The following is a 23,714-nucleotide window of genomic DNA, read 5'->3' on the forward strand; positions in this document are numbered from 1 at the left end:
GTCATTCCGGCGGCTCCACACGGAACGGGTCGAGTTGTCCCAGTTCCCGCGCGACCTCGGGGGCCGGGCCGGTCACCTCGATACGGAAGCGCTGACCGTCCTTCTCGTAGACGGCGATCAGATGCACTTTCTCGTGGCGGCGCTCCAGCAAGGACTGCACCGCGTACCACCCGCCGGACGAGGCGATGCCGACGGCTATCTGGATCAGCGCCTCGGTGACCGGGCCCCGGGTCGCGGCGAACTCGGCGAGCCCGTCGGCGTGCCACGTGCGAGCGGAGACGTCGGCCGCCCGGAGGGCGGCGACCAGTTCGGGCACGGCCGCCGAATAGATCGGAGTGTCCGCCTCGAAGGCGGGCAGGAAAACCACGTCGGAGTCGGCCACCGGGCCGGGAGCGTCATCGCTACCGATGGGTTCGGCGGAAATCCGTGGCGGCATGCCGCCATCGTATTGGTTATCGACACGCGAGAAAATTGTCGGCTAGACGACAGTGGACAGTCGCGCGGGACTGCTATGGCGTACAAGTGGCCGACTTCGCCGGAACGGGCAGATGCGGCTGGCGGAATGCCGTGCAGGGGGGCCGAATCGGTGATGGTGCTGCGTCGTCGGATTCGCGCCGAGGTGCGTCACGTCCACCGCCGCGCTCAGGGTCGTGGGGCGTCGGCCGGTCGGTCCCAGCCGTCGCACTCGTCTTCGGGCTCCGGGGTGGGCAGGAGGTCGAAGAGGTCGGGCCCGGCATGGCCGACGTCGACCGCGCGCCCGGTGAGGCCGAGCTGGGTGGCGCAGTCGCGGCCGAAGCCCTTGACCATGCGGTCGGCTCGCGTGAGGTGGCCGCAGCGGGGGCACCGCCGCATCTCAGCGTGACTTGCCGGACCGGTCATCGACCCCAGTATCGCGGCCGGACCGCCGATCGGCAGGGTTGTGGACAACTCGGGGCCGGGGAGGTGATGGCACAAGCGCACCACCGTGCGCGCGCATACCACTCGCGGCGGGCTTCAAACGGTGGTTTCGGTCCCATTGTCACGGCGTGCGGGCCGCCGGGGGAGGGGTTAGGGTTTGGTCGTGGGCGTGAAGACGTGGATCGAAGGCTGGCCGGTGTATCGGCAGCTCACGGGCACGGATCCGCTCGGGCGCGGGGCTGCCGCCCAGTCGAGGAAGTCCAAGGAGCTGCAGCCGCGCACCGAGACCGCTGATCGGGTGGCCAAGTCGGTCTGCCCTTACTGCGCGGTCGGCTGCGGGCAGCGGATCTTCGTGAAGGACGAGAAGGTCGTCCAGATCGAGGGTGACCCCGACAGCCCGGTGTCGCGGGGGCGGCTGTGTCCCAAGGGTTCGGCCAGCCTGAGCCTGGTGACCAGTGAGCGCCGGCAGAAAAAGGTGCTCTACCGCCGGCCGTACGGCAAAGATTGGGAAGAGCTCGACCTGAGCACGGCGATGCAGATGATCGCCGATCGGGTGCTGGCCGCGCGCGACGCCACCTGGGAAGACACCGACCCGGACGGCAAGCCGCTGAACCGGACGCGGGGCATTTCCAGTCTGGGTGGCGCGACGCTCGACAACGAAGAGAACTATCTGATCAAGAAGCTCTTCACGGCGATGGGCGCCATCCAGATCGAGAACCAGGCGCGTATTTGACACTCCGCCACGGTTCCCGGTCTGGGAACCTCCTTCGGCCGTGGCGGGGCCACCGGATTCCTCCAGGATCTGGCTAACGCCGACTGCATCATCATCCAGGGCTCGAACATGGCCGAGGCGCACCCGGTGGGCTTCCAGTGGGTGATCGAGGCCAAGAACCGTGGTGCGAAGGTCATTCACGTCGACCCGCGGTTCACCCGGACGAGCGCGCTCGCGCACACCTATCTGCCGGTGCGCGCGGGAGCCGACATCGCGTTCCTGGGCGGCGTGGTCAACTACATCCTCAGCAACGAGAAGGATTTCCGCGACTACGTGCTGGCGTACACCAACGCGTCAATGCTCGTCAGCGAGGACTTCCAGGACACTGAGGACCTCGACGGCCTGTTCTCCGGCTACGACCCCGAGACCAACACGTACGACCAGTCGAGCTGGCAGTACGCGGGGCAGCAGGACGAGGGCCAGGAGGAAGAGGACTCGCACGTCGACCGCGAGACCGCCTCGGGCCTGGAGCAGGAGTCGCACGGCCCGCCGATCCCGGCCGACGTGCCCCGCGACCCCACGCTGCAGGACCCGCGCTGCGTGTATCAGGTGCTCAAGCGGCACTACGCGCGATACACGCCCGAGGTCGTGGAGCGGCTGTGCGGCGTGCCGCAGGAGAAGTTCCTCGAGGTCTGTGAGGCCTGGACAGCCAACTCGGGCCGCGAGCGCACGACCGCGCTGGTCTACTCGGTGGGCTGGACGCAGCACAGCGTGGGCGTTCAGTACATCCGCACCGGCGCGATCATCCAGCTGCTGCTGGGCAACATGGGCCGGCCCGGCGGCGGCGTGATGGCGCTGCGCGGGCACGCCAGCATCCAGGGTTCGACCGACATCCCGACGCTGTTCAACCTGCTGCCCGGCTACCTGCCGATGCCGCACGTCAGCCAGCACGAGACGTTCGACCAGTGGATCGACGCGATCAGGCATCCCGAGCAGAAGGGCTTCTGGGCCAACGCCAAGTCGTACGCGGTGAGCCTGCTCAAGTCGTACTGGGGCGACGCGGCGACGGAGGAGAACGACTACGGGTACGGCTGGATGCCCCGCCTGACCGGCGACCACGGCACCTATCAGCAGGTGCTCGACATGATCGACGGCAAGATCAAGGGCTACTTCCTGCTCGGGCAGAACCCGGCCGTCGGCTCGGCCCACGGGCGCGCGCAGCGGCTGGGCATGGCCAACCTGGACTGGCTGGTCGTGCGCGACCTCTACATGATCGAGAGCGCGACGTTCTGGAAGAACGGGCCCGAGGTGGGGACGGGCGAGATCGTGCCCGAGGAGTGCAAGACCGAGGTGTTCTTCATGCCGGCCGCCTCGCACGCCGAGAAGGAGGGCACCTTCACCCAGACCCAGCGCATGCTGCAGTGGCGGGAGAAGGCCGTCGCGCCGCCCGGCGACGCGACCAGCGAACTCTGGTTCTTCTACCACCTCGGCAAGATCATTCGGGAGCGGCTGGCCGGCTCGACGCGTCCGCAGGACCAGGGTCTGCTCAATTTGACCTGGGAGTACGGCGAGGACGAACCGGACGGGGAGGCCGTGCTCAAGGAGATCAACGGGTACGACCTGACGACCGGCAAGCTGCTGAGCTCGTTCACGGAGATGAAGCCGGACGGGTCGACCTCCGGCGGCTGCTGGATCTACACGGGCGTGTTCTCCGACGGCGTCAACCAGGCCAACCGGCGCAAACCCGGCAGCGAGCAGAACTACGTCGCGCCCGAGTGGGGCTGGGCCTGGCCGGCCAACCGGCGCACGCTCTACAACCGCGCGTCGGCCGACCCCGACGGCAAGCCGTGGTCGGAGCGCAAGAAGTACGTGTGGTGGGACGCCGAGAAGGGCGAATGGGTCGGCGACGACGTGCCCGACTTCGAGAAGACGAAGCCGCCGTCCTACCGTCCGCCCGAGGGCGCGAGCGGCGTCGAGGCGATCTCCGGCGACGACGCGTTCATCATGCAGGGCGACGGCAAGGGCTGGCTGTACGCGCCGAGCGGGCTCATCGACGGGCCGATGCCGACGCATTACGAGCCGGCCGAGTCGATGGTGCGCAACCCGCTCTACGGCCAGCAGGCCAACCCGACCCGCAAGGTCTACGAGCGGTCCGACAACCTCACCAACCCGAGTCCGCCCGAGCGGCACGCCGAGGTCTTCCCGTACGTCTTCAGCACCTCACGCCTCACCGAGCACCACACGGCCGGCGGCATGAGCCGGCAGCTGGCGTACCTGTCGGAGCTGCAGCCGGAGATGTTCGTCGAGGTGTCGCCCGAGCTGGCGGCCGAACGCGGGCTCGAGCACATGGGGTGGGCGCACATAGTCACCGCCCGCGCGGCCATCGAGGCCAAGGTGATGGTGACCGACCGGCTGTCCCCGCTGCGCATCGAGGGCCGCATCGTGCACCAGCTGTGGATGCCGTACCACTGGGGCAGCGAAGGTCTGGTCACCGGCGACTCGGCCAACGACCTGATCGGCATCACGCTCGACCCCAACGTGCTGATCCAGGAGAGCAAGGTCGGCACGTGTGACATCCAGCCGGGCCGCCGCCCCACCGGGCAGGAACTGCTGAGGTATGTGCAGGATTATCGGGACCGGGCCGGACTGGCCGCCGACCACCACACGCCGATCATGACGGTGGGGGAGGAGAACGCGGACGATGGGCAATAGCCTGTACGGCCCGATCGACCCGGCGGAGGACGCGGGTTACTCCGCGCCGCCGCCCCGCATGGGGTTCTTCACCGACACGTCGGTCTGCATCGGCTGCAAAGCGTGCGAGGTGGCCTGCAAGACGTGGAACAACGTGCCGGACGACGGCTTCAACCTGCTCGGGCACTCCTACGACAACACGGGCGGGCTGACGGCCAACTCGTGGCGGCACGTGGCCTTCATCGAGCAGCCCGTACGGGGGTCGGGCGCCTTCCTCGGGATGCCGACCGGGCCCTCCTCTGTTCCCGCCACCAATGTGGTCGCCGCGCGGCACGGGGCGCCGACGGGCACCGAGCCGGGCATTCCGCCCGCTGTCGACGCGCTCGCCGCAGCCGCCACTGCCGGCACCGATTTCGTCGGCAGCACGTCCTCGTGCGGCGGCGCGTCCTCGTCCGGCTGCGGGGCTCGGTCCGGCGGTGCAGCCCCGTCCGGCGGGGAGTTCATCGGCATGCCCATGTCGGATCTGCCGGGCAAGTCGGCTCCGGCGCCCCGCACCGACTTCCGCTGGCTGATGATGTCGAACGTCTGCAAGCACTGCACCCACGCGGGCTGCCTCGACGTCTGCCCGACCGGCGCACTGTTCCGCACCGAATTCGGCACGGTCGTCGTGCAGGACGACATCTGCAACGGCTGCGGCTATTGCATCTCCGGATGCCCGTACGGGGTCATTGATCGTCGCGAGGACGACGGGCGCGCCTGGAAGTGCACGCTCTGCTACGACCGCCTCGGTGACGGACAGACACCGGCCTGCGCGAAGGCCTGCCCGACCGAGTCGATCCAGTACGGCGAGCTCGACGAGCTGCGCCAGCGTGCGGCCAAACGGGTCGAGCAGCTGCACGAGGCCGGGGTGCCCGAGGCCAAGCTGTACGGGGAGAGCCCCGACGACGGCGTGGGCGGCGACGGCGCGTTCTTCCTGCTGCTGGACGAGCCCGAGGTGTACGGGCTGCCGCCGGACCCGCACGTGCCGACACGGGACCTGCCGGCCATGTGGAAGCGGGCGGGACTGGCCGCGCTGACCATGGCCGCGACGGCGGTCGTGGCGTTCGCGGGGAGGCGCGGGTGAGCCCGAAGCGCGGCGGTGGTGGCGGCGACCGGTCGATGGTTCCCCGCGCCGAGTTCCAGTCCTACTACGGCCGTCCAATCGTGCGGCCGCCGGTGTGGACCCACGACATCGCGATCTACCTGTTCACCGGCGGGCTGGCCGCCGGCTCCGCACTGCTCGCCGCGGGCGCGCAGGTCACCGGTGACGTTGCGCTACGCCGTACGGGCCGGGCCGTCACACTGGGGGCGCTCGGGGCCAGCACGTTCTTTCTGATCAAGGACCTGGGCCGGCCGGAACGCTTCCACCACATGCTGCGCGTGGCCAAACCGACGTCGCCGATGTCGGTGGGCACGTGGCTGCTGAGCGCGTTCGGCGGGGCGGCCGCGGTCGCGGCGGCGGCCGAGGTGGCGCCGCTGCTGCCGGCGCGCGGCGTCTTCAAGCTGCTGCCACCGGTCGGGTCGGCCGCGGGCTACGGCGCCGCCGCACTCGCACCCGGCCTGGCCACGTACACGGCCGTGCTCTTCGCCGACACCGCGGTGCCGAGCTGGAACGCCGTCCACCCGGACCTGCCGTTCATGTTCGCCGGGAGTGCGCTGGCCAGCGGGGCCGGCGTGGGCCTGATCGCCGCCCCCGGGCGGCCCGCGCGCCGGATGGCGGTGACCGGCGCGGCCGTCGAACTGGTCGCCGGGCATCGCGTCGAAACCAAGTACGGCCTGCTCAGCGAGCCCTACCACACGGGCCGGCCGGGCAAGATGCTGCGCGCGGCCCGGGCCCTGACCATCGCCGGCGCGGTCGGGGCCGTCGTGGGCCGCCGCAGCCGGGTCGTCTCCGCGCTGGCCGGGGCGTCGCTGCTCGCGGGTTCCCTGCTGACCCGTTTCGGCGTGTTCGAGGCGGGCGTCGACTCGGCCAAGGACCCCCGCTACACGGTCGTCCCGCAGCGCGAACGGCTCAACGCGCGGTCGTCATCTCCTGCTGCGCCCGAGCCATCTCCCCGTACAGAGAAATCTTGATGTCCAGCATCTCGAGGTCCTGCTTGAGCTCGTCGATACGCGCCAGCACCCGCTCCCGGTGCTCGACGAAAAGCTGCAAGCGGTCCTCCAGGGTGGCGTCGCCCGCACGCACCAACTCGGCGTAACGACGCATTTCCCGTACGGGCATGCCTGTCGTCCGCAGCCGGATGAGCAGCCGCAGCCAGCCGATGTCGTCCTCGCAGTAACGGCGGCGGCCCGCCGAATCGCGCTCGATCGGCTCGACCAGACCTTCCTGCTCGTACCAGCGCAAAGTGTGCACGGTGAGCCCGACCATCTCCGCCGCCTCGCCGACGGTAACCCCGTTCGCCATGGCCTCAGCCTTCCAGTTCGAGTGCACTCGAAGTCAAGCGCGCACCTCCAGGGTCACGCCGTCCGCGCGGCCCGGCAGCAGCTCGCCGACGACCGGATAACCCGGCACCTCACCCGCCACGAGCAGGCCCCCGGAAGTCTGCGCGTCGGCCAGCAGCAACAACTCGTCCTCGCTGACATCCGCGTCCAGGTGCGGCCGGACCCAGTCCAGGTTGCGCCGCGTGCCGCCGCTGACGAAGCCGTCCTCGAGGGCCTGCCGGGCCCCGCCGAGATAGGGCACCTTGCTCGCCTCGACGCGGGCCGTGACACCGCTCGCCCGGGCCAGCTTGTGCAGGTGGCCCAGCAGCCCGAACCCGGTCACGTCGGTGGCGCAGACCGCGCCCGCCTTGAGCGCCTCGACCGAGGCCCGCAGGTTGAGCGTGGTCATCGCCGCGACCGCCTCGTCGAACACCTCACCGGTCGACTTGTGCCGGCTGTTGAGCACCCCGACACCGAGCGGCTTGGTCAACGTCAGCGGCACCCCCGCCACCCCCGCGTCGTTACGCATCAGCCGCTCCGGGTCCGCGATACCGGTCACCGCCATGCCGTACTTGGGTTCGGGGTCGTCCACACTGTGCCCACCCGCCAGGTGACAACCGGCTTCCCGCGCGATCGCCAGCCCACCCGCCAGCACCTCACCAGCAAGCTCCATGGGCAGCAGATCCCGCGGCCACGCCAACAGGTTCACCGCAACGACCGGCGTGCCCCCCATCGCATACACGTCGGACAACGCGTTGGCCGCCGCGATCCGCCCCCAGTCGTACGCGTCATCCACCACCGGCGTGAAGAAGTCGGCAGTGGCCACCACCGCCGTGCCGTTGGCCAAGCTCACCACCGCCGCGTCGTCCCCGTCGTCGAGCCCCACCAGCAGCTCACCCGGCCCCTTGGGCGCCCCCGTGCCGACCAGCCCGGCCACCACAGCTTCCAACTCACCCGGCGGAATCTTGCAAGCACAACCGCCGCCGTGCGCGTACTGGGTCAACCTGGGAGCATCGGTAGTCGTCACCACCCCACTGTGGCACGCCCGTGATCGAACCGCCCGGCCACCGGGCTATGGTTTCCCACGGAGGCGTTCAGGTGGCTGGTGCCCCTCCCGGTCTTCAAAACCGGTGCAACTCGGCATCCGAGTTGGGCGGGTTCGATTCCCGTCCGCCTCCGTCAATCAGCCCGGCCGGCCTCTTCGCGCGCGTGCCGGTATTCCTGGACGGCTCGTTCAAGGAAAACGGGACCCATCTTGAGTTTCGCTACGGGTGTCGGGAAGCCTTCCTTATGCATGAGCTGGCTGACGCGGGCCTTCGTTACTCCGAGGATGCGGGCTGTTTCCGCGGCGCCGACCAGTCGCGGCATCACCTGTTTTGCGGTGGGATGTGTGCGGATGGTGAACGGCTCTAGCGTCAACTTTGCCTCCAACATCCAGAAGGCGAATCTTCCGAGGGCCTCGCCCGTGGCCTCAGTAGCACTGGCCGCGTTGGACGTGTAGGAGACCGCAATCTCGCCGTGCTCACCGAAGTGCACAGCGGTGCTGCGATCGACCGTGCCGAGAATCCTTTGCCGCACCACGTCGAAATTAACGGGGCGCCGCATCTCCAGAACCGTCGTCCACATGATTCACCTTTCGTCCTGCGGGGTCGCCGGGGCCGGTCGACCCCGCAGACTCGGACTGGCTGCTAGCGGCGGATGTCCGGCGGAATGCCAACATGCGCGTCGCCCACACGGTCGTCGATGGCGGCGGCCGTGAGCGTCCCCACCACGACTGACAACAGCCAGTCGCCGCCGGTGCGGTACCAGGCGAACATTCCCACCGCCACAGCGACGACTACCACTACGAAGTGCCGTAGGGAGACTCGTCGATTTTTGGGTTGGGGGTTCCACCAACTGAGCGGTACCGGGTCCGGTGGCGGATCGCTAGAGTTCACAGTGTTCCTCCTCGACAGGGCAGGAATGGGGGCGGCGATTGGCCTCCAAGCAGATCGCCGCCCCACATGAACCTCGGTGAGGTCCTGGACACTATGCACAAGTCAGCACTTGGGGCATCGCACTGGATGTGCGATGCCCCAATTTTATTTTCAGGCTCGTATGCAGGCGTTCTGCGTCAACGACATACTCTGAGGCGCTAAACGTCGTTAAGTACGAGTGCGGTCCAACCGGAGTTCGACCGGCATTCAACCGGGGTCCAACGGGCCTGACTGCTGGTTCGGCGGCTGGGCGGCCGCGCATGATTCTGTCGGTGATCCACCATGGTGGGCCGGCACGTTGTCAGTCGGCGGCCAGGTTCTCGGCGATGGGGTGGCGGACGGCGCGGCGGGCCGGGAGGACCGAGGCGAGCAGGGCCGCCGCGGCGGCGACTGCCAGGAGTACGGCCAGGCGGTCCCAGGGCATGACCAGGGTGAGGGGGCGGCCGTGCATTTCCAGGGAGCGTAGGGCGGAGAGGGCGAACGCGGCGCTCAGCCCCACGCCGATCAGGGTGCCGGTCAAGGCCAGGACCAGGGCCTCCGTGGAGAGGGTGAGGCGTAGCTGGCGGCGGGTCAACCCGATGGCGCGGAGCAGGGAGTTCTCGCGGGTGCGTTCCACCACCGACAGGGTCAGGGTGTTGGCTACGCCGATCAGGGCGATGATCACTGCGAGGGCCAGGAGGGCGGTGACGGCGCCCAGACCCTGGTTCAGGTTGGCGTTGAGGGACTTGGCGTATTCGGCGCGGTCGTAGGCGACGACGGTGGGCAGGCCGGCCAGGGCGCGGTTCAGGGCGGTCCGGGCGTCGGTGGCGGAGATGCCGGGGGCCGGGTCGACCTGGAGTTCGGTCAGGGTGGGGTCGGTGAACGCGGTGGTGATGTCCTGCGGGGTCAGCCACACCGTGCGGCTGCCCGGTCGCACCGACGCGACCTCGTACTTCTTGCCGCCGAGACTGATGGTGCTGCCGGGTGCGACGCCCACGTCGGCCGTCACCGCGGCGGTGCCGGGGCGGGGGGCTCCGGTGTGGACCTCCCAGCCGGTGGTCTGGTCGAAGGTGCGGTAGTCGGGGCGGGCGGGGGCCAGCTGAGGTTCGCGGGCCAGCGCCGCGAGTGTGGAGTCGGGCAGGACGCCCAGGCCGGCGCTGTCGGTGACCAGGAACTGGGCGGTCATCTTGTCCGCGGCGCGGCGTTCGGCGGGGGCCTCGGCGCTCCTGGCGATCACGGTGAAGGTGCCGATCAGAGTGACCCCCACGACCAGGGCGTTGGTGGTGGTGGCGATGCGGCGCGGGTTGCGGATGGCGTTGGCCAGCGCGAGCGCGACCGTCGCCCCGCCCATCAGGGCCAGGGGGCGGGCCAGGACCCGTACGAGGAAGGGCACGGCGATCGGGCTGAGCAGCAGGAAGCCGCCGACGGCGAGCACCGCGCCGAGCGCCACGACCTCGGTGCGCCCGGAGCCGGACGAACCGACGAGCACGAGGCCGCCGATGGTGAGCAGGGCGATTCCCGAGACCCTGCGGGTGCGTCCCGTACGCCGGGCGACCTGCACGGCGGCGTCGGAGAGCGCGGCCACCGGCGGGACGAACGTGCCGCGGCGGGCCGGGAGCAGTGCGGCCAGTACGGTGACGCCGACGCCGACCAGCAGCCCGATCACCAGGGTGCGTACGGAAACGAAGGGGTCGACCTCGGTGATGCCGAACTCGCTGAGCAGGACGGGCAGGCCGTGGGCGAGCAGCACACCCAGGGCCAGGCCGAGCACGGAACCGCCCAGGCCGATCACCGCGGCCTCCGCCACGACCGAGCGGAACACCTGACCGCGGGTGGCGCCGACCAGACGCAGCAGCGCGGTCTCGCGGGTGCGCTGGGCCAGGACGATGGTGAACGTGTTGGCGATGACGAACGCGGCCATGCACACGGCGATCACCCCGAAGGCCAGCAGGCCGTTGCGGAACGTCTCCGCGTCGCCCACGGCGGCGTTCTCCGCGCGGCGGACCAGGTCGTCGTGCCCGTACGCCTCGGCGCCGGTCGCGGCGCTGATCCGCGCGGCCAGGTCCTCGTCGGTCACCCCGTCCGCGGCGTCGACGATGATGGTGTCGGCCGGGTAGCCGGCCATGGCCTCGATGTCGGCGGTGGTCATCAGGATCGTGGTGCCGGGGCCTTCGACGGTGGCCAGACCGACCAGGCCGTACGTCCGGGGTTCGCCCCCGAAGCCGCTGATCAGCAGCTTGTCGCCGATCTCGAGGCCCTCGCGCGCGGCGGTCCGAAGATCGAGGGCGACCTCGCCGTTCGCCGCGGGCAGACGGCCGTCGCGGGTGTCGATCGAGCGCAGGCCGGGGGCGGCCGGCACGTTCCGGCTGCGGTTCTCGCCACCGATCTTGCGGCCGTCGGCGGTGGCCAGGCCGGTGTACCAGAGCGTCCAGGTGGGCTCGGCGGCCCGTACGCCGTCGATGGCGCGGATCCGGGAGACCGAATCGCCGGAGGCCGTCACCTCGACGTCGATGGCACGGTACTGCTCGGCGACGTGGCCGGTCATGGCCCTCTGCAGGCCGTCGGTGAACATCAGGCTGCCCGCGACGAAGGCCACGCCGAGCACGACGGCCAGTGACGACAACAGCGACCGGGTCAGGTTGGCCCGCGCCGTGCGCAAGGTCAGCCGCAGCATGCCGCTCATCGGACCGGCTCCAACCGGGCCAGCACGCCGACGAGGGCGTCCGCGGTGGGATGGTCCACGGAGGCGGCGAACCGGCCGTCCTTCAGGAACGCCACCCGGTCGGTGTGCGCGGCCGCGTTCAGGTCGTGGGTCACCATCACCACGGTCTGACCGAGCATGCTCACCGCGTCGCGGAGCAGGCCCAGCACCTCGGCACCGGAGCGGGAGTCGAGGTTGCCGGTGGGCTCGTCGGCGAAGATCACCCAGGGCCGGGTGATCAGGGCGCGGGCCACGGCGACCCGCTGCTGCTGGCCGCCGGAAAGCTCGGACGGGCGGTGGCGGAGCCGGTCGGTCAGCCCTACCGCCGCCACCACCTGGTCGAACCATTGCTGATCGGGGCGACGCCCGGCGATCGACAGGGGCAGCAGGATGTTCTCGCGCGCGGTCAGCACCGGCAGCAGGTTGAACTTCTGGAACACGAAGCCCACGTGGTCGCGCCGCAGCAGCGTCAGCTTCTCGTCGGAGAGCCGGGTCAGGTCGGCGTCGCCGATCCGCACCGAACCACCGGTCGGCCGGTCCAGCCCGGCCAGGCAGTGCAGCAGCGTCGACTTGCCCGAACCGGAGGCGCCCATGATGGCGTGGAACCGGCCCGACTCGAACGTCACGTCCACGCCGTCGAGGGCGGTGACGGCCGACGGTCCGCTGCCGTAGACCTTGCTCAGACCCGCGGCCTGCAGTGCTGACATGCTCCCACTCCCGTACGTCGGTGATCGTTGATCTCGACGCTAGGGATCGGGCGGCGGCGCCACGTCAGTCGCAGTGCTGGACGTGCGGGTACGACCTGAGTCGTACGAGGTGCGACTCAGGTATCGCCGCCCGGGCGGACCAGGCCCGACTCGTACGCGAAAACGACCGCCTGGACCCGGTCGCGCAGGCCCAGCTTGGCCAGGATGCGGCCGATGTGGGTCTTGACCGTGGCCTCGGCGACCTGCAGCCGGGCACCGATCTCGAGGTTCGACAGGCCCTGAGCGACCAGCAGCAGCACCTCGTGCTCGCGATCAGTCAGGTCGGCCTGGAACGACGGGGTCCCGGCCGCGGGCACGAGCCGGCCCGCGAACCGGTCGAGCAACCGCCGGGTCACCCGTGGCGCCACCACCGCGTCGCCCCCGGCCACCACCCGGATCGCGGACAGCAGATCGTCCGGCGGCACACTTTTGAGCAGGAACCCGCTCGCCCCCGCCTGCAGCGCCGCGAACGCCTCCTCGTCGGTGTCGAACGTGGTCAGCACCAGCACCCGGGGCCGCGGACCGGCCGAGCAGATCTGCCGGGTGGCGGCCACCCCGTCCAGCACCGGCATCCGCAGGTCCATCACCACCACGTCGGCCTCGGTCGTGCGGAGCAGACGCACCGCCTCGGCACCGTCGCCGGCCTCGCCGACCACGGTCATGTCGTCCTGGAAGTCGAGCACCATCCGGAACCCGGCCCGGACGAGCTGCTGATCGTCGACGAGCACGAGCCGGATCACGCGGGCACCGCCTCGGCCGTCAGCGGGATCCGCGCCCGCACCCGCCAGCCACCGGCCAGTGCCGGGCCCGCGTCGAACGTCCCGCCGTACAGGGTGGCCCGTTCCCGCATGCCGACCAGCCCGTGCCCGCCGGACGGAGCCGTCGAGCTCCTACCCGCGCCGGTGTCGGTCACCTCCAGCTCGACGTCGCCGGGCCGATACGTCACCCGTACGGTGGCCGAAGGCCCGGGACCTGCGTGTTTGAGCGTGTTCGTCAGCGACTCCTGCACGATCCGGTAGACCGCCAGTTCCACCCCGCCCGGCAGCGGCGGCGGGTCACCCTGCACGACCAGAGCGACGTCGACACCCGCGGCCCGGGCCCGATCGACCACCGAGGCGACGGCGTGATCCCGGTCGGCTTCGCCGGCACCCCGCAGGATCCGTACGAGGTGACGGATCTCCTCCAGGGCATCGGCGCCGGTCGCGCCGATCGTGCGCAACGCCTCGCGGGCCCGCTGCGGGTCACGGTCGAAGGCGTACTCGCCGCCGTTGGCCTGCAACACGATCACCGACAGCGAATGGGCGACGATGTCGTGCAGCTCCCGGGCGATCCGGGCCCGCTCCTCGGCCACCGCGATCCGGGCCTGATCCGCACGCTCCCGTTCGGCGTGGCGGCGGCGTTCGTCCTCGCCGGCCCGCTGCTGACGCCAGAACCGGGTGCCCAGCCCGGCCGCCCAGAACACGGCAGCCACGGTCAGCATGCTCAGCAGCGACGACGCGAGACCGTCCCACTCGACCGGCGACCAGCCCTGCCCCGCCGACGGCCGCACCTCGACCAGCAGCGTCCCGCCGACCAGCGCGGCCAGCGCCCCACCCGCGGCCGTGACCAGCGAACGCGAGTAGGCGACCACGGCGTGGCTGGCCACGCCCAGCGAGGTCAGCAGCATCCCCTCATGCAGCTGACTGCCGTCGACCACCACCGGCGCGGCCGCGAAGGCCAGCACCGTGACGACGGCCAGCACGAGCACCGGCCGGCTGCGCCGCCACAGCAACGCGACCCCGAGCAGCATGCCGTAGCTAAGGCCGCCCCACCGGAACTGATGCCACCACCAGGTGGACAGCGCCACCATCGAGCCGGACACGGCCAGATCGAGCAGGAACGCCCGGCGCGAGGAAAGCCACATATCGCGAGGATAAGAGGCCACACCACCTGGCGTCCCGACGGTCCGTCCCCTCAATGTGCCCCACGGGGAATCCCTTCATCCCGCTGCGCGAGTGCCGGCAAGCGCCGCCTGGGCCGGACGGAGGCATCGACATCACTGCTGGGCGTGGACCGCTTGGTCTCGACAGCCCTGAGCTGCTCGCTCAGGTCAAGTCCGGGGCGCAGATCGGATCGCCGATCGTGACGCAGCTTCACGGCGTCATGACCACACATGGCGCCGAGCACGGACTGCTTGTCGCGTGGGGCGGCTTGTCCAAGCCTGTCCGCGACATGAGCGAATCTCTGCGGTCAACGGGCCCAGGCGGGGTCGACGGCGGCCCGCAGGATCGGCAGGAAGCGCTCGACCGTGGCCGGCCGGGCGCGGCCCGCGGGTGTGGCGGCGTAGATGCGGCGGGTCGGCTCGTCGTCGCGGTGCAGGTTGAGCAGGGCTACGTCGGCTGGTTTGCCGCGCATGGCCAGAGCCGGCACGAGGGCGACACCCAGGCCCGCGGCCACGCAGCCCAGTTTGCCGGTCCACTCGGCGGCCACGATGTCGATGCGCGGGCGGAAACCGGTGGGCAGGGCCGCTCGCAGCAGGGTGGACTCGGCGTCGGCGGAACCCGCGATGAACGCGTCGTCGGCCAGCTCGGCCAGGCGGACCGTGCGTCGCCGGGCCAGCCGGTGATCGCGGGCCACGGCCACCAGCAGGCGCTCGTCGAGCAGGTGCCGCAGCTCGAACCGCGCGGGGTCGATCGGGCCGGCCGGTGACTCGCTGACGATCGCCACGTCGGCCTCGCCCGCGGCCAGCCTCTCCAGCAACCTCGGGGTGAGCCCCTCCACGAGACTCAAGGCGATGTCCCCGTACGTCTCCCGGAAGCGCGACAGCGCCCGCGGAACGAGCGCCGCCACCGCCGTGGGGAACGCCGCCACCCGCAGCCGGCCCGTGCCGACCGTGCGCAGATCGTCGACCGCGCGCCGGGCCACGCCGAGCCGGTCGAGGATCGCATCGGCGTGCGGGAGCAGCGCGCGGCCCTCCTCGGTCAGCGTGACCCCGCGCGGCACCCGGTCGAAGACGGCCGCCCCGACCTCGGCCTCGAGCGCCGCGATCTGCCGGGACACCGCCGACTGCGTGTACTGCAGCCGGCGCGCGGCCGCAGTGATCGAGCCGGAATGCGCAACGGTGCGGAACACCTCGAGCAGCACGGTATCCATGACGCGACAGCATGGCAGACATGCATGACATTCGCTGGTGGCATGGCAGCGTGCGGCTCTAGCGTCGTCGGCATGGTGAAGATGACGCTCGACAATCCGGCCGGGGTGGCTGCGCCGTTCGGTGACCGGTTCGCCCACGTGGCCCGCATCGACGTGGGGGGCGGGGCGTTGCTGATGCTCGCCGGGCAGGTCGCGGTGGACGACGATGGGGAGGTGGTGGCGCCCGGTGATGCCGGGAAGCAGGCGGAGCGCATCTTCGAGATCGTCGGCGGGCTGCTGAGGGCACACGGGTCGGGGCTCGGTGACGTGTTGTTCCTTCGTACGTTCATGACCAGCCTGGATGACCTGCCCGCGTACGGGGCCGTGCGACGTCGCTTGTTCCCGGCGCCGGGCCGGAATCCGCCCGCCAGCACGACCGTCGAGGTGAACAAACTGTTCCTGCCCGGCGCCGTGCTGGAGATCGAAGTGATCGCGGTCGCGCGCTGACCCCGGTTCAGCGCAGCTGGCGGCGGTCGTCGGGGAGGCGTTCGGTCAGGTGCCGGCGGTCGAGGAGTTCGAGGAGCGGCACGGCCACCCGGCGGGTGGTATCGAGGGCGCGCCGAGCCTCGCTCAGAGTGAACGGCTGGGGTAACGCGGCCAGGGCCGTGGCGGCGGCCTCGGCCGCGCCGGGGGCGAGCACCACCTGGGGTGCGAGCTGGACGACCAGACCGGTGCGGGCGGCCGCGGCCAGTTGGCGGGGGCCGAGGCCGAGGGCGGTCAGGTCGTTGGCTTCGGGCGCGGTGAACGGGCCCAAGCCGTCGAAGGCCTTGGCCACGAGCGCGACCAGCTCGTCGGGCGGCCCGGACGGGCCCGCGGCGACCCGGCCGGCGCGGACGCTGAGAGGGGGACGGACGAGCGCGGTCACGAGGGCGCGGTCGGGCAGGCCGAGGCGGTGCCGCAGGGCCTCGATCGGCAGGCCGGGCTCCAGCGGGTGTTCGCGCTGGTAGGTAGCGACCTCGTGGGGAAGGCGCTCGGCCAGCGACGTCCAGAGGACCGGATCGGCGTACCAGTCGCCGGCCACGGGCGCGGCGGCCGGTGGGAGGGGGACGCCCATCGCGGCCAGGTCGGGGGCGCGTATCAACTGGCGGCGGGTCAACTCACCGGCCAGGGACGGGTGGCCGTCCATCGTGTCCAGCACGTGGGCCCGGGCGGTGGCGGCGCCGCGGCGCCGGAGGCCGGGTGGGGCTACGTCGAGGACCGTCACACCGCCGGCCACGTGGTGGCGGCCGGGGTCGCGGAGCAGCAGGCGGTCACCGATGCGCAGGGGGAGCGGGCGGGACAGGCGGAGACGGGCGGTGTCGGGGCCGAGCGGGCGCACGCGTACGGGGACCGCGGCCGAGCCGGCGTGCAGCGTCATCGTGGTCGGGAGGTCCGCCGTGGGGTCGCCGTGCAGGCGGATGTCGATCAGGTCGGTCGGGCGGAAACGGCCCGGGGTGAGCAGGGCGTCGCCGCGGCTGACGTCGTCGCGGGCCGCGCCGCGCAGGTTCACGGCGACGCGCGCGACGGCCTGCACCGAGTCGGCGGGCTTTCCCAAAGACTGCAGACCCCGTACGCGGACCAGGCCGTCACCGAGGGTCAGCTCGTCGCCGAGGCGCAGGGTGCCCGCGCCCAGTGTTCCGGTGACGACCGTACCGGCGCCCTTGACGGTGAAGGAGCGGTCGATCCACAGGCGTACGGGGGACGTGGTGTCGGGGGCGGGCAAGGCTGTCACCAGGGCATCCAGCGCGGTTCGCAGCTCGTCGAGGCCCAGGCCGGTCACCCCGCTCACGGCCACCGCCGGCACCTCGCCCAGCGGCGTGGCGGCGATCTCGGTCAGGGCGGCCGCGGTGGCGGGGCCCGGGTCGGCCAGGTCGCTGCGGGTCACGACCAGCAGACCGTGCCGTACGTCGAGGGCGGCCAGCGCGGCCAGATGCTCCGCCGACTGGGGCATCCAGCCCTCGTCGGCGGCCACAACGATCATCGCTGCGGGGACGGGGCCGATCCCGGCGAGCATGTTCGGGACGAAGCGTTCATGGCCGGGGACGTCGACGAACGCGACGGTCTCGCCCGAACCCAGCGTCGTCCACGCGAAACCGAGGTCGATCGTCATGCCGCGGCGGCGTTCCTCGGCCCAGCGGTCGGGTTCCATGCCGGTCAGCGCCCGCACCAGCGTCGACTTGCCGTGGTCGACATGGCCGGCCGTGGCTACGACGTGCATGTCAGTCCACCGGGCCGGTGGGGAGAGCCGAGCCGGTGGCGGAGCGGAGCTGAGCGGCGACCGCGATCACCATGTCCGTCAGGACGCTGTCCGCGTCGGACGGGACGCAGCGCAGATCGAGCAGCAGGCGGCCGCGGTCGACCCGGCCCACCACCGGCGTGGGGGCGGCCCGCAGCGGGGCCGCGTACTCCGAAGGCAAGGAGAGCGACCACGACGGCAGCGTGACCTCGGGCGCGCCCCCGCCACCCACCACGGCATCCGATGCGACCAGCTCAACTGAAATGTCAGCGCCGGTCAACCGGGCCAGAACCTGCGCGGTGCGCGCCCGGAGCGCAGCCGGGGAGACCCGCAGCGCGTCCCACGTCGGAGTGGACGGCCCGGTCAGCGTGGCCTGCAAGGCGGCCAGCGTGAGCTTGTCGACCCGCAGAGCACGGGCCAGCGGATGCCGGCGCAACTGATTGATCAGCGGGGCCGAACCGAGCAGCAACCCGGCCTGCGGACCACCGAGCAGCTTGTCACCGCTGGCGATCACCAGGTCGGCCCCCTCGGCCAGGGTGGTGGCCGCGTCGGGTTCGCCGGGCAGCAGCGGATCGGGCTCGAGCAGGCCCGAGCCGATGTCGGCCACCACCGGGGTGCCCAGGCCGGAGAGCGCGGAGATCGGCACTGCGCTGGTGAAACCCCGTACGACGAAATTGGACGGATGCACCTTGAGCACGAAACCGGTCGACGGCCCGATCGCGCGCTCGTAGTCCGCCAGCGCGGTGCGATTGGTCGTGCCCACCTCACGCAGCCGGGCACCGGTCGATTCCAGCAGGTCGGGCAGCCGGAAGCCGTCACCGATCTCGACCATCTCGCCGCGGCTCACGATGATCTCGCGACCGCCGCCGGCCAGCGCCGTGGCCGCCAGCACCAGTGCGGCCGCGCCGTTGTTGACCACGTGCACGTCCCCGGCGGCCGGCACCGCCTGCTGCAGGGCGGCCAGCGCCGTACGGCCCCGCTTGGCCCGGCGGCCGGTGCCCAGGTCGAGCTCGACGTCGGTGTGCCCGGCCGCCGCCACCACCGCCTCGCGCGCGGCGGGGGAAAGCGCGGCCCGCCCCAGGTTGGTGTGCAGCACGACGCCCGTCGCGTTCAACACGGGGCGCAGGCCGCCGGGCAGTGCGGCCAGCGCGGCGTCGACCACGTCGTCGGGTTTCAGGGCCCCGTCCCGTACGCGTTGGAGCGTGGCCACGACGGCGGACTTGACCGCGGCGCGGCCCGCCCGTTCGGTCGCGGCCGCCAGCCGGGGGTCGGCCAGCACGACGTCCGTGCGCGGGACGTGCCGCCGCGGGTCCACCATGGCCTTCAGCCTAGGCCCTGTTGCGTGGCTGGGCCCGGCCGCAGCCCCGCCCCAGCTACGAAACAGGGCCTGGCCCCGGCCCCGCCCGGTGGTCGCGGGAGAGGAGGGCGCGGGCTGGGCGGCGTACGTGATCATGAATGAGGAGGTGTGCGTGCTGGAGATCGACTTTCACGACAACGACTCGCTGATCTGGACCTGGCCGCTCACGGTGGTGGTCGCGGGTCTCGGCGTGGTGGTGATCGGCGTGGCCTTCGTGACGCCCTGGACGATAAACGTCAGCGTGGTCGGGATCGTTGCCCTGGTCGTTGCGTTGTGCGGGCGGTTGTCGTCGGCGCTGGAGCTGCGATACGCCGACGCGCCGCTGGCGCAGCCCGCCGCATCGGGCACCGGGCGCCGGCGCGCACGCCGCTGGACGATGCGCAGCAGCGGTGCTCCCCTGGTCACGGTCGGACTCGGTGTGCTGACGCTGCTGGCCGGTGTGCTGAGCTGGGGTCCGGGCGCTGCGCTGTTCGTTGCGGCGGGGCTCGCGTTCATCACGTTCGGCCTGGTCGTGGGGCCGGTCGCCGGGTTTGTCGTCACCCCGCGGCATCTGCACATCGATACGGCGTTCTGGCGGGTCAGCGTGCCCCGGGCGTTGATCGGGGAGTTCGAGCACAGCACCCTCGACGTCCGGCTGCGGCTGCGTGACGGCGACTTCGTCGACATCCGGGTGGACTCGCCGATCATGGAGTACACCTCGAAGGGCTACTGGATGAACGCCCGGTGCCGGGTCCGCACCACGGCGCGGATCGTCCGCATGCTCGACGCCGTGCCGCCCGCCCACGACGGGACGTCCGAATCGGTCGGGCGGAGGCCGCGGCCAGTGGTGATCGGGGCGACGCTGGTCGCGGTGGCGACGACGACAGTCCTGGCCGGCTATGGCGTCCTGTCGATGCTCTGAAGCGCGGCCCCGGGCGGCGGTCTGAAGCGCGGCCCCCGGGCGGCGGTCTGAAGCGCGGCCCCGGGCGACGGTCTGAAGCGCGGCCCCCGGGCGGCGGTCTGAAGCGCGGCCCTGGTGCCGGCGGCCACCAAGTAAATCGGACGTATAGGACGTCTCTCTCTGGGTACGCCGCGGGTATGCACTTCCGGAACCGTGACGAGGCCGGCCGCCTGCTCGCCGAGGCGGTCGGGGATCAGGTACGCCGGCGGCCCGGGCCGGCCCCGCTCGTGCTCGCCCTGCCGCGCGGGGGCGTCCCCGTCGCCGTCCGGGTGGCGGCCCGGGTCGGCGGCGAGCTCGACCTGGTGATCGCCCGCAAGATCGGGATGCCGGGCCGGCCCGAGTTCGGCGTGGGCGCGATCGCCGAGGACGGGCCGCCCGTCTTCGCCGAGGGGCACGAGCCGGGCGGCTACGAGGAGATCGTGGCCGGCGAGCGCGTCGAACTGGCCCGCCGGATGCGTCGGTATCGGGGCGACCGGCCGCCGCCCGACCCCACCGGCCGTGAGGTCGTGGTGGTCGACGACGGGCTGGCCACCGGGGTCACCGCGCGGGCCGCCCTGCGCTGGCTGCGCGGCCGGCACCCGGAACGGCTGGTCTTCGCCGCCCCGGTGTGCGCGCCGCAGGCGCGGGACGCCCTGAGCGACGACGCCGACGCGGTCATCTGCCTGAGCGCGCCGACCGGGTTCCGCGCGGTCGGCCAGTGGTACGAGGAGTTCGACCAGCTCACCGACGCCGACGTGGAGCAGGCCGTGAGAGGCTTCGCTCACACCTGACAGAGGCTATGTACGAGCGTACACATGGTATGTACGCTCGTACGCATGACGACCCTGGCTGCCGCGCCCCCACGCAAGGCGCGCGCCGCTGTTGCGGCCCTGTTCCTCACCAACGGCGCGGTGTTCTTCAACGTCGTGCCGCGGTTCCCGCAGATCAAGGCCGACCTCGGCGTGAGCAACGCCGTCTTCGGCACGGCCCTGGCCGCCATGCCGCTCGGCGCGCTCATCGCGGGCCTGCTGGCCGGCGCGGCGATCCGACGGCTGGGCTCGGCCAAGGTCGCCTCGTTCGGCATCGTCCTGCTCACCGCGGCCACGCTGGCCATCCCGTTCGCGCCGCACTGGCTGGTCTTCGCGGCCACGCTGTTCGTGGTGGGTGCGCTCGACTCGATCGTCGACGTCGCGCAGAACGCCCACGGCCTGCGCGTCCAGCGCCTCTACGGTCGCTCGATCCTGAACTCGCTGCACGGCGTGTGGAGCATCGGCGCCGTCCTCGGCGGCCTGATGGGCTCGGCCGCCGCCGGTCTCGACCTGCCGCTGGGCGTGCACCTGACCGTCTCGGCCGTCCTGTTCAGCGCAATCGCCCTGATCGCCTTCCGTTTCCTGCTGCCCGGCGCCGAGGACGCGGAACGCGCCGAACCGCCCGCCGCCTCGGCCAAGTCGCGCATCGGCGGCACGGCCGTCCGCATGCTGGCCGCCCTCGGTGTGCTCGCGGCCGCCGGCGCCCTCGTAGAGGACGCCGGTTCGTCGTGGGGCGCGCTGTTCTTCACCGAGGAACTGAACACCGGCGCCGCCACCGCCGGTCTGGCCGTCGTCGCCCTGCAGACCGCCATGACCGTCGGCCGGCTGCTCGGCGACCGCGTCGTCGACCGTTTCGGCCAGCGCACGGTCGTCCGCGTCGGCGGTGCCGTCGCCGCCGCGGGCATGGGCTTGGCCCTCATTTTCCCGTCAGTGCCGGCCGCGCTCGGCGGTTTCGCCCTGGCCGGCCTCGGCGTCGCCACCCTCGTGCCCGCGGCCATGCACACCGCCGACGAGCTGCCCGGCCTTTCCCCCGGCACCGGCCTCACCGTCGTCAGCTGGCTCCTGCGCGGCGGCTTCCTGCTCTCCCCGCCGCTCGTCGGCTTCGTGGCCGACCTCTCCAGCCTGCGCGTCGGCCTGCTCAGCGTGGTGCTGGCCGGCCTGGTCACGCTGGTGCTGGGCCGCGTGCTGGTCAACCGCCAAACCACAACCCAGCCGTACGGGTCGTCGGACTCACCGGCGCACTGAAACTCCGGCCCCGACACGGCCCGGGGCGCACGTGCGCCCAGGGCGGTGGGTCACCGCCGTAGCGCCCGACCGGGATGTTCCCGGTGGTCACCCTCGAGGCAGCCGGACCGTGACGACCAGCCCACCGGCCGGGCCGGGCGCGAGCTCGAGCGTCCCGTCGTGGGCCCGGACGATGCTCTGCACGATGGCCAAGCCGAGCCCGGCCCCGGCGTGCTCCTCGCGGCGCACCCGGTCGGTCCCGCGCCGGAAGGGCTCGGTCAGCCCCGGCAGCACGTCGGCCGGGAGCGGGCCACCCGTGTTCGCGACCCGCAGCACGCTCGCGGTGCCGTCACGCCCGGTGCGGATCGTGACCGTGCCGTCGACGGGCAGGTTGTGGACGATCGCGTTCTGCACGAGGTTGGTCACCATCCGGCCCAGCAGTTCGGCGTCACCCGCAACCGGGGCCGCCTCACCGGTGACGTCGAGGGTGATCCGGCGCTGCTCGGCCCACGGCAGCAGCGTCTCGGCCGTCTCCTCGGCCACGAGCGACAGGTCGACGCTGTCGCGGGTGAGGACACCCCGCTCGCCCCGGCCCAGCACCAGCAGCGCCTCGGTCAGCTCGATGGCCCGCGTGTTGGCCGCGTGCAGCCGCTCGATCACCTCGTCGTGGCCCCGCTCCGGGTCCTTGCGGGCCACCTCGAGCAGCGTCCGCGAGATCGCCAGCGGGGTGCGCAGCTCGTGCGAGGCGTTCGCGGCGAACCGCTGTTGCTCGGCGACGTGCGCTTCGAGCTGATCGAGCATCGCATCGAACGCGTCCGACAGCTCGCGGAACTCGTCGCGCCGGTCCCGCAACCGGATCCGGTGCGCCAGCGACCCGGCGCCGGCCCGGCGGGCGGCGTCGGTGATCCGGGTCAGCGGCGCGAGCATCCGGCCGGCCAGGAACCAGCCGCCTGCGAGCCCGAACACCAGCAGGAACACGAGCACCCCGGCCGCCCGCGGAGCGAACGTGCGCAGCAGCTCGGACCGGACCGGGAACACGCCGTCGACGGGAACGTCCACCCCGGTGGGACGCAGCAGGGCCTGGTCGGGCACGTACCGCAGCAGGAACACCCACACCGTCGCGAGCAGCAGCACACCGGCCACCATCAAGAACCCGGCGTAGCTCAGGGTCAGCTTGACGCGGGCGCTCAACCCTCGCGCCCGATCCGATAGCCGACGCCCGGCACGGTGGTGATGATCCACGGTTCGCCGAGCCGTTTGCGCAGCGCCGACACGGTGATCCGGACGGCGTTGGTCAGCGGGTCGGCATTCTCGTCCCAGGCCCGTTCCAGCAGCGCCTCCGCGCTCACCACCCCGCCCTCGGCCGCCACCAGCACCTCCAGCACCGCGAACTGCTTGCGGGTGAGCGCCACGTAGCGGCCGTCGCGGAAGACCTCGCGCCGGAACGGGTCGACCCGCAGGCCGCCGATCTCGCGCACGGGCGGCCGGGCCTGACCGCGCCGCCGGTCCAGTGCCCGCAGCCGCATCACCAGCTCGCGCAGATCGAACGGCTTGGTCAGGTAGTCGTCGGCACCCAGCTCGAACCCGGAGGCCTTGTCGTCGATCCGGTCGGCCGCGGTCAGCATCAGGATCGGCATGCCGCTGCTGGACGCGACGATGCGCCGGGCCACCTCGTCACCGGACGGGCCGGGGATGTCGCGGTCGAGCACGGCCAGGTCGTACGAGTTGACGTCGAGCATCTCCAGCGCGGTGTCACCGTCCCCGGCGATGTCGGCCGCGATGGCCTCCAGCCGCAGCCCGTCCCGCACCGCCTCGGCCAGGTGCGGCTCGTCCTCCACGATCAGTACGCGCATGTCG

22 protein-coding genes, 1 tRNA gene and 1 pseudogene are annotated in these 23,714 nt (G+C 71.7%); 9 read left to right on the forward strand and 15 right to left on the reverse strand.

Translation table 11 applies throughout. The features are described from left to right. Position 1: 1 nt before the first annotated feature. Positions 2–436, reverse strand: a complete 435-nt coding sequence (locus BKA14_RS01610; RefSeq protein ID WP_184949165.1) for a hypothetical protein — start codon at positions 434–436, stop codon at positions 2–4. Positions 437–642: 206 nt separating this feature from the next. Beyond that, complete coding sequence (locus tag BKA14_RS01615; RefSeq protein ID WP_239092874.1) at positions 643–879, reverse strand: hypothetical protein; 237 nt, start codon at positions 877–879, stop codon at positions 643–645. Positions 880–1,060: 181 nt separating this feature from the next. Between BKA14_RS01615 and fdh the strand changes: the two genes are divergently transcribed. The 3 genes from fdh to nrfD are packed head-to-tail and all read left to right on the forward strand — an operon-like array spanning position 1,061 to position 6,412. Beyond that, positions 1,061–4,321 carry a formate dehydrogenase gene (gene fdh / locus BKA14_RS01625; RefSeq protein ID WP_275412385.1) on the forward strand — a complete coding sequence of 1,087 codons (3,261 nt, stop codon included), beginning with the start codon at positions 1,061–1,063 and terminating at the stop codon, positions 4,319–4,321. Next, positions 4,311–5,423, forward strand: a complete 1,113-nt coding sequence (locus BKA14_RS01630) for a 4Fe-4S dicluster domain-containing protein (RefSeq protein WP_184949168.1) — start codon at positions 4,311–4,313, stop codon at positions 5,421–5,423. Before fdh ends, BKA14_RS01630 begins: the two co-directional genes overlap by 11 nt. Then, positions 5,420–6,412, forward strand: a complete 993-nt coding sequence (nrfD, locus tag BKA14_RS01635; RefSeq protein WP_308441477.1) for an NrfD/PsrC family molybdoenzyme membrane anchor subunit — start codon at positions 5,420–5,422, stop codon at positions 6,410–6,412. Before BKA14_RS01630 ends, nrfD begins: the two co-directional genes overlap by 4 nt. On the opposite strand, the gene BKA14_RS01640 is transcribed toward nrfD, so the two are convergent. Beyond that, entirely contained in the window at positions 6,351–6,743 is a 393-nt protein-coding gene (locus BKA14_RS01640; RefSeq protein WP_184949169.1) for a MerR family transcriptional regulator, read from the reverse strand. The genes nrfD and BKA14_RS01640 overlap by 62 nt on opposite strands. A 33-nt stretch (positions 6,744–6,776) precedes the next feature. After that, positions 6,777–7,790, reverse strand: a complete 1,014-nt coding sequence (selD, locus tag BKA14_RS01645) for a selenide, water dikinase SelD (protein WP_203722316.1) — start codon at positions 7,788–7,790, stop codon at positions 6,777–6,779. Between the two features lie 56 nt (positions 7,791–7,846). Between selD and BKA14_RS01650 the strand changes: the two genes are divergently transcribed. After that, a tRNA-Sec gene (locus tag BKA14_RS01650) sits at positions 7,847–7,939 on the forward strand. Here BKA14_RS01650 and BKA14_RS01655 read toward each other — a convergent pair. The 6 genes from BKA14_RS01655 to BKA14_RS01680 form a co-directional block, all read right to left on the reverse strand. After that, positions 7,940–8,386, reverse strand: a complete 447-nt coding sequence (locus BKA14_RS01655; RefSeq protein ID WP_184949171.1) for a helix-turn-helix transcriptional regulator — start codon at positions 8,384–8,386, stop codon at positions 7,940–7,942. Between the two features lie 62 nt (positions 8,387–8,448). After that, complete coding sequence (locus BKA14_RS43470; RefSeq protein ID WP_260416356.1) at positions 8,449–8,577, reverse strand: hypothetical protein; 129 nt, start codon at positions 8,575–8,577, stop codon at positions 8,449–8,451. 460 nt (positions 8,578–9,037) lie between these two features. Further along, positions 9,038–11,398, reverse strand: coding sequence for an ABC transporter permease (locus BKA14_RS01665; protein WP_184949173.1), 2,361 nt, complete (start codon positions 11,396–11,398; stop codon positions 9,038–9,040). Continuing rightward, a complete protein-coding gene (locus BKA14_RS01670; protein WP_184949174.1) occupies positions 11,395–12,123 on the reverse strand; it encodes an ABC transporter ATP-binding protein in 729 nt (242 codons plus the stop codon). Before BKA14_RS01670 ends, BKA14_RS01665 begins: the two co-directional genes overlap by 4 nt. Positions 12,124–12,239: 116 nt before the next feature. Next, positions 12,240–12,902 carry a response regulator gene (locus BKA14_RS01675; RefSeq protein ID WP_184949175.1) on the reverse strand — a complete coding sequence of 221 codons (663 nt, stop codon included), beginning with the start codon at positions 12,900–12,902 and terminating at the stop codon, positions 12,240–12,242. Continuing rightward, entirely contained in the window at positions 12,899–14,065 is a 1,167-nt protein-coding gene (locus BKA14_RS01680) for a sensor histidine kinase (RefSeq protein ID WP_184949176.1), read from the reverse strand. The genes BKA14_RS01675 and BKA14_RS01680 overlap by 4 nt, the downstream gene beginning before the upstream one ends. Before the next feature lie 53 nt (positions 14,066–14,118). Here BKA14_RS01680 and BKA14_RS45470 point away from each other — a divergent pair. After that, a pseudogene (locus tag BKA14_RS45470) lies at positions 14,119–14,373 on the forward strand (restriction endonuclease); the annotation flags it as partial. An 18-nt stretch (positions 14,374–14,391) separates the two neighbouring features. On the opposite strand, the gene BKA14_RS01690 reads toward BKA14_RS45470, so the two are convergent. After that, complete coding sequence (locus BKA14_RS01690) at positions 14,392–15,294, reverse strand: LysR family transcriptional regulator (RefSeq protein WP_184949177.1); 903 nt, start codon at positions 15,292–15,294, stop codon at positions 14,392–14,394. A gap of 72 nt (positions 15,295–15,366) precedes the next feature. On the opposite strand from BKA14_RS01690, the gene BKA14_RS01695 reads away from it, so the two are divergent. Further along, a complete protein-coding gene (locus BKA14_RS01695; protein ID WP_239092879.1) occupies positions 15,367–15,780 on the forward strand; it encodes a RidA family protein in 414 nt (137 codons plus the stop codon). A gap of 7 nt (positions 15,781–15,787) precedes the next feature. On the opposite strand, the gene selB is transcribed toward BKA14_RS01695, so the two are convergent. Both selB and selA read right to left on the reverse strand, forming a co-directional pair. Further along, a complete protein-coding gene (selB, locus tag BKA14_RS01700; RefSeq protein WP_184949178.1) occupies positions 15,788–17,530 on the reverse strand; it encodes a selenocysteine-specific translation elongation factor in 1,743 nt (580 codons plus the stop codon). 1 nt (position 17,531) lies between these two features. Further along, positions 17,532–18,866 carry an L-seryl-tRNA(Sec) selenium transferase gene (gene selA / locus BKA14_RS01705; protein WP_184949179.1) on the reverse strand — a complete coding sequence of 445 codons (1,335 nt, stop codon included), beginning with the start codon at positions 18,864–18,866 and terminating at the stop codon, positions 17,532–17,534. 151 nt (positions 18,867–19,017) lie between these two features. Here selA and BKA14_RS01710 point away from each other — a divergent pair, with 151 nt between their 5' ends. From BKA14_RS01710 to BKA14_RS01720, 3 genes are all read left to right on the forward strand, one after another. Then, entirely contained in the window at positions 19,018–19,806 is a 789-nt protein-coding gene (locus BKA14_RS01710) for a hypothetical protein (RefSeq protein ID WP_184949180.1), read from the forward strand. 176 nt (positions 19,807–19,982) lie between these two features. Continuing rightward, on the forward strand, positions 19,983–20,615 hold the full coding sequence (locus BKA14_RS01715) for a phosphoribosyltransferase (protein WP_184949181.1): 633 nt from the start codon (positions 19,983–19,985) through the stop codon (positions 20,613–20,615). Positions 20,616–20,660: 45 nt separating this feature from the next. Next, positions 20,661–21,878, forward strand: coding sequence for an MFS transporter (locus BKA14_RS01720; RefSeq protein ID WP_184949182.1), 1,218 nt, complete (start codon positions 20,661–20,663; stop codon positions 21,876–21,878). Between the two features lie 87 nt (positions 21,879–21,965). Here the strand turns inward: BKA14_RS01720 and BKA14_RS01725 are convergent, their stop codons facing one another. Next, a complete protein-coding gene (locus BKA14_RS01725; protein ID WP_275412386.1) occupies positions 21,966–23,048 on the reverse strand; it encodes a sensor histidine kinase in 1,083 nt (360 codons plus the stop codon). Next, positions 23,045–23,710, reverse strand: a complete 666-nt coding sequence (locus tag BKA14_RS01730) for a response regulator transcription factor (protein WP_184949183.1) — start codon at positions 23,708–23,710, stop codon at positions 23,045–23,047. Before BKA14_RS01730 ends, BKA14_RS01725 begins: the two co-directional genes overlap by 4 nt. Between the last annotated feature and the right edge of the window lie 4 nt (positions 23,711–23,714).

The sequence above is a fragment of the Paractinoplanes abujensis genome, assembly GCF_014204895.1.
Lineage (GTDB): Bacteria > Actinomycetota > Actinomycetes > Mycobacteriales > Micromonosporaceae > Actinoplanes > Actinoplanes abujensis.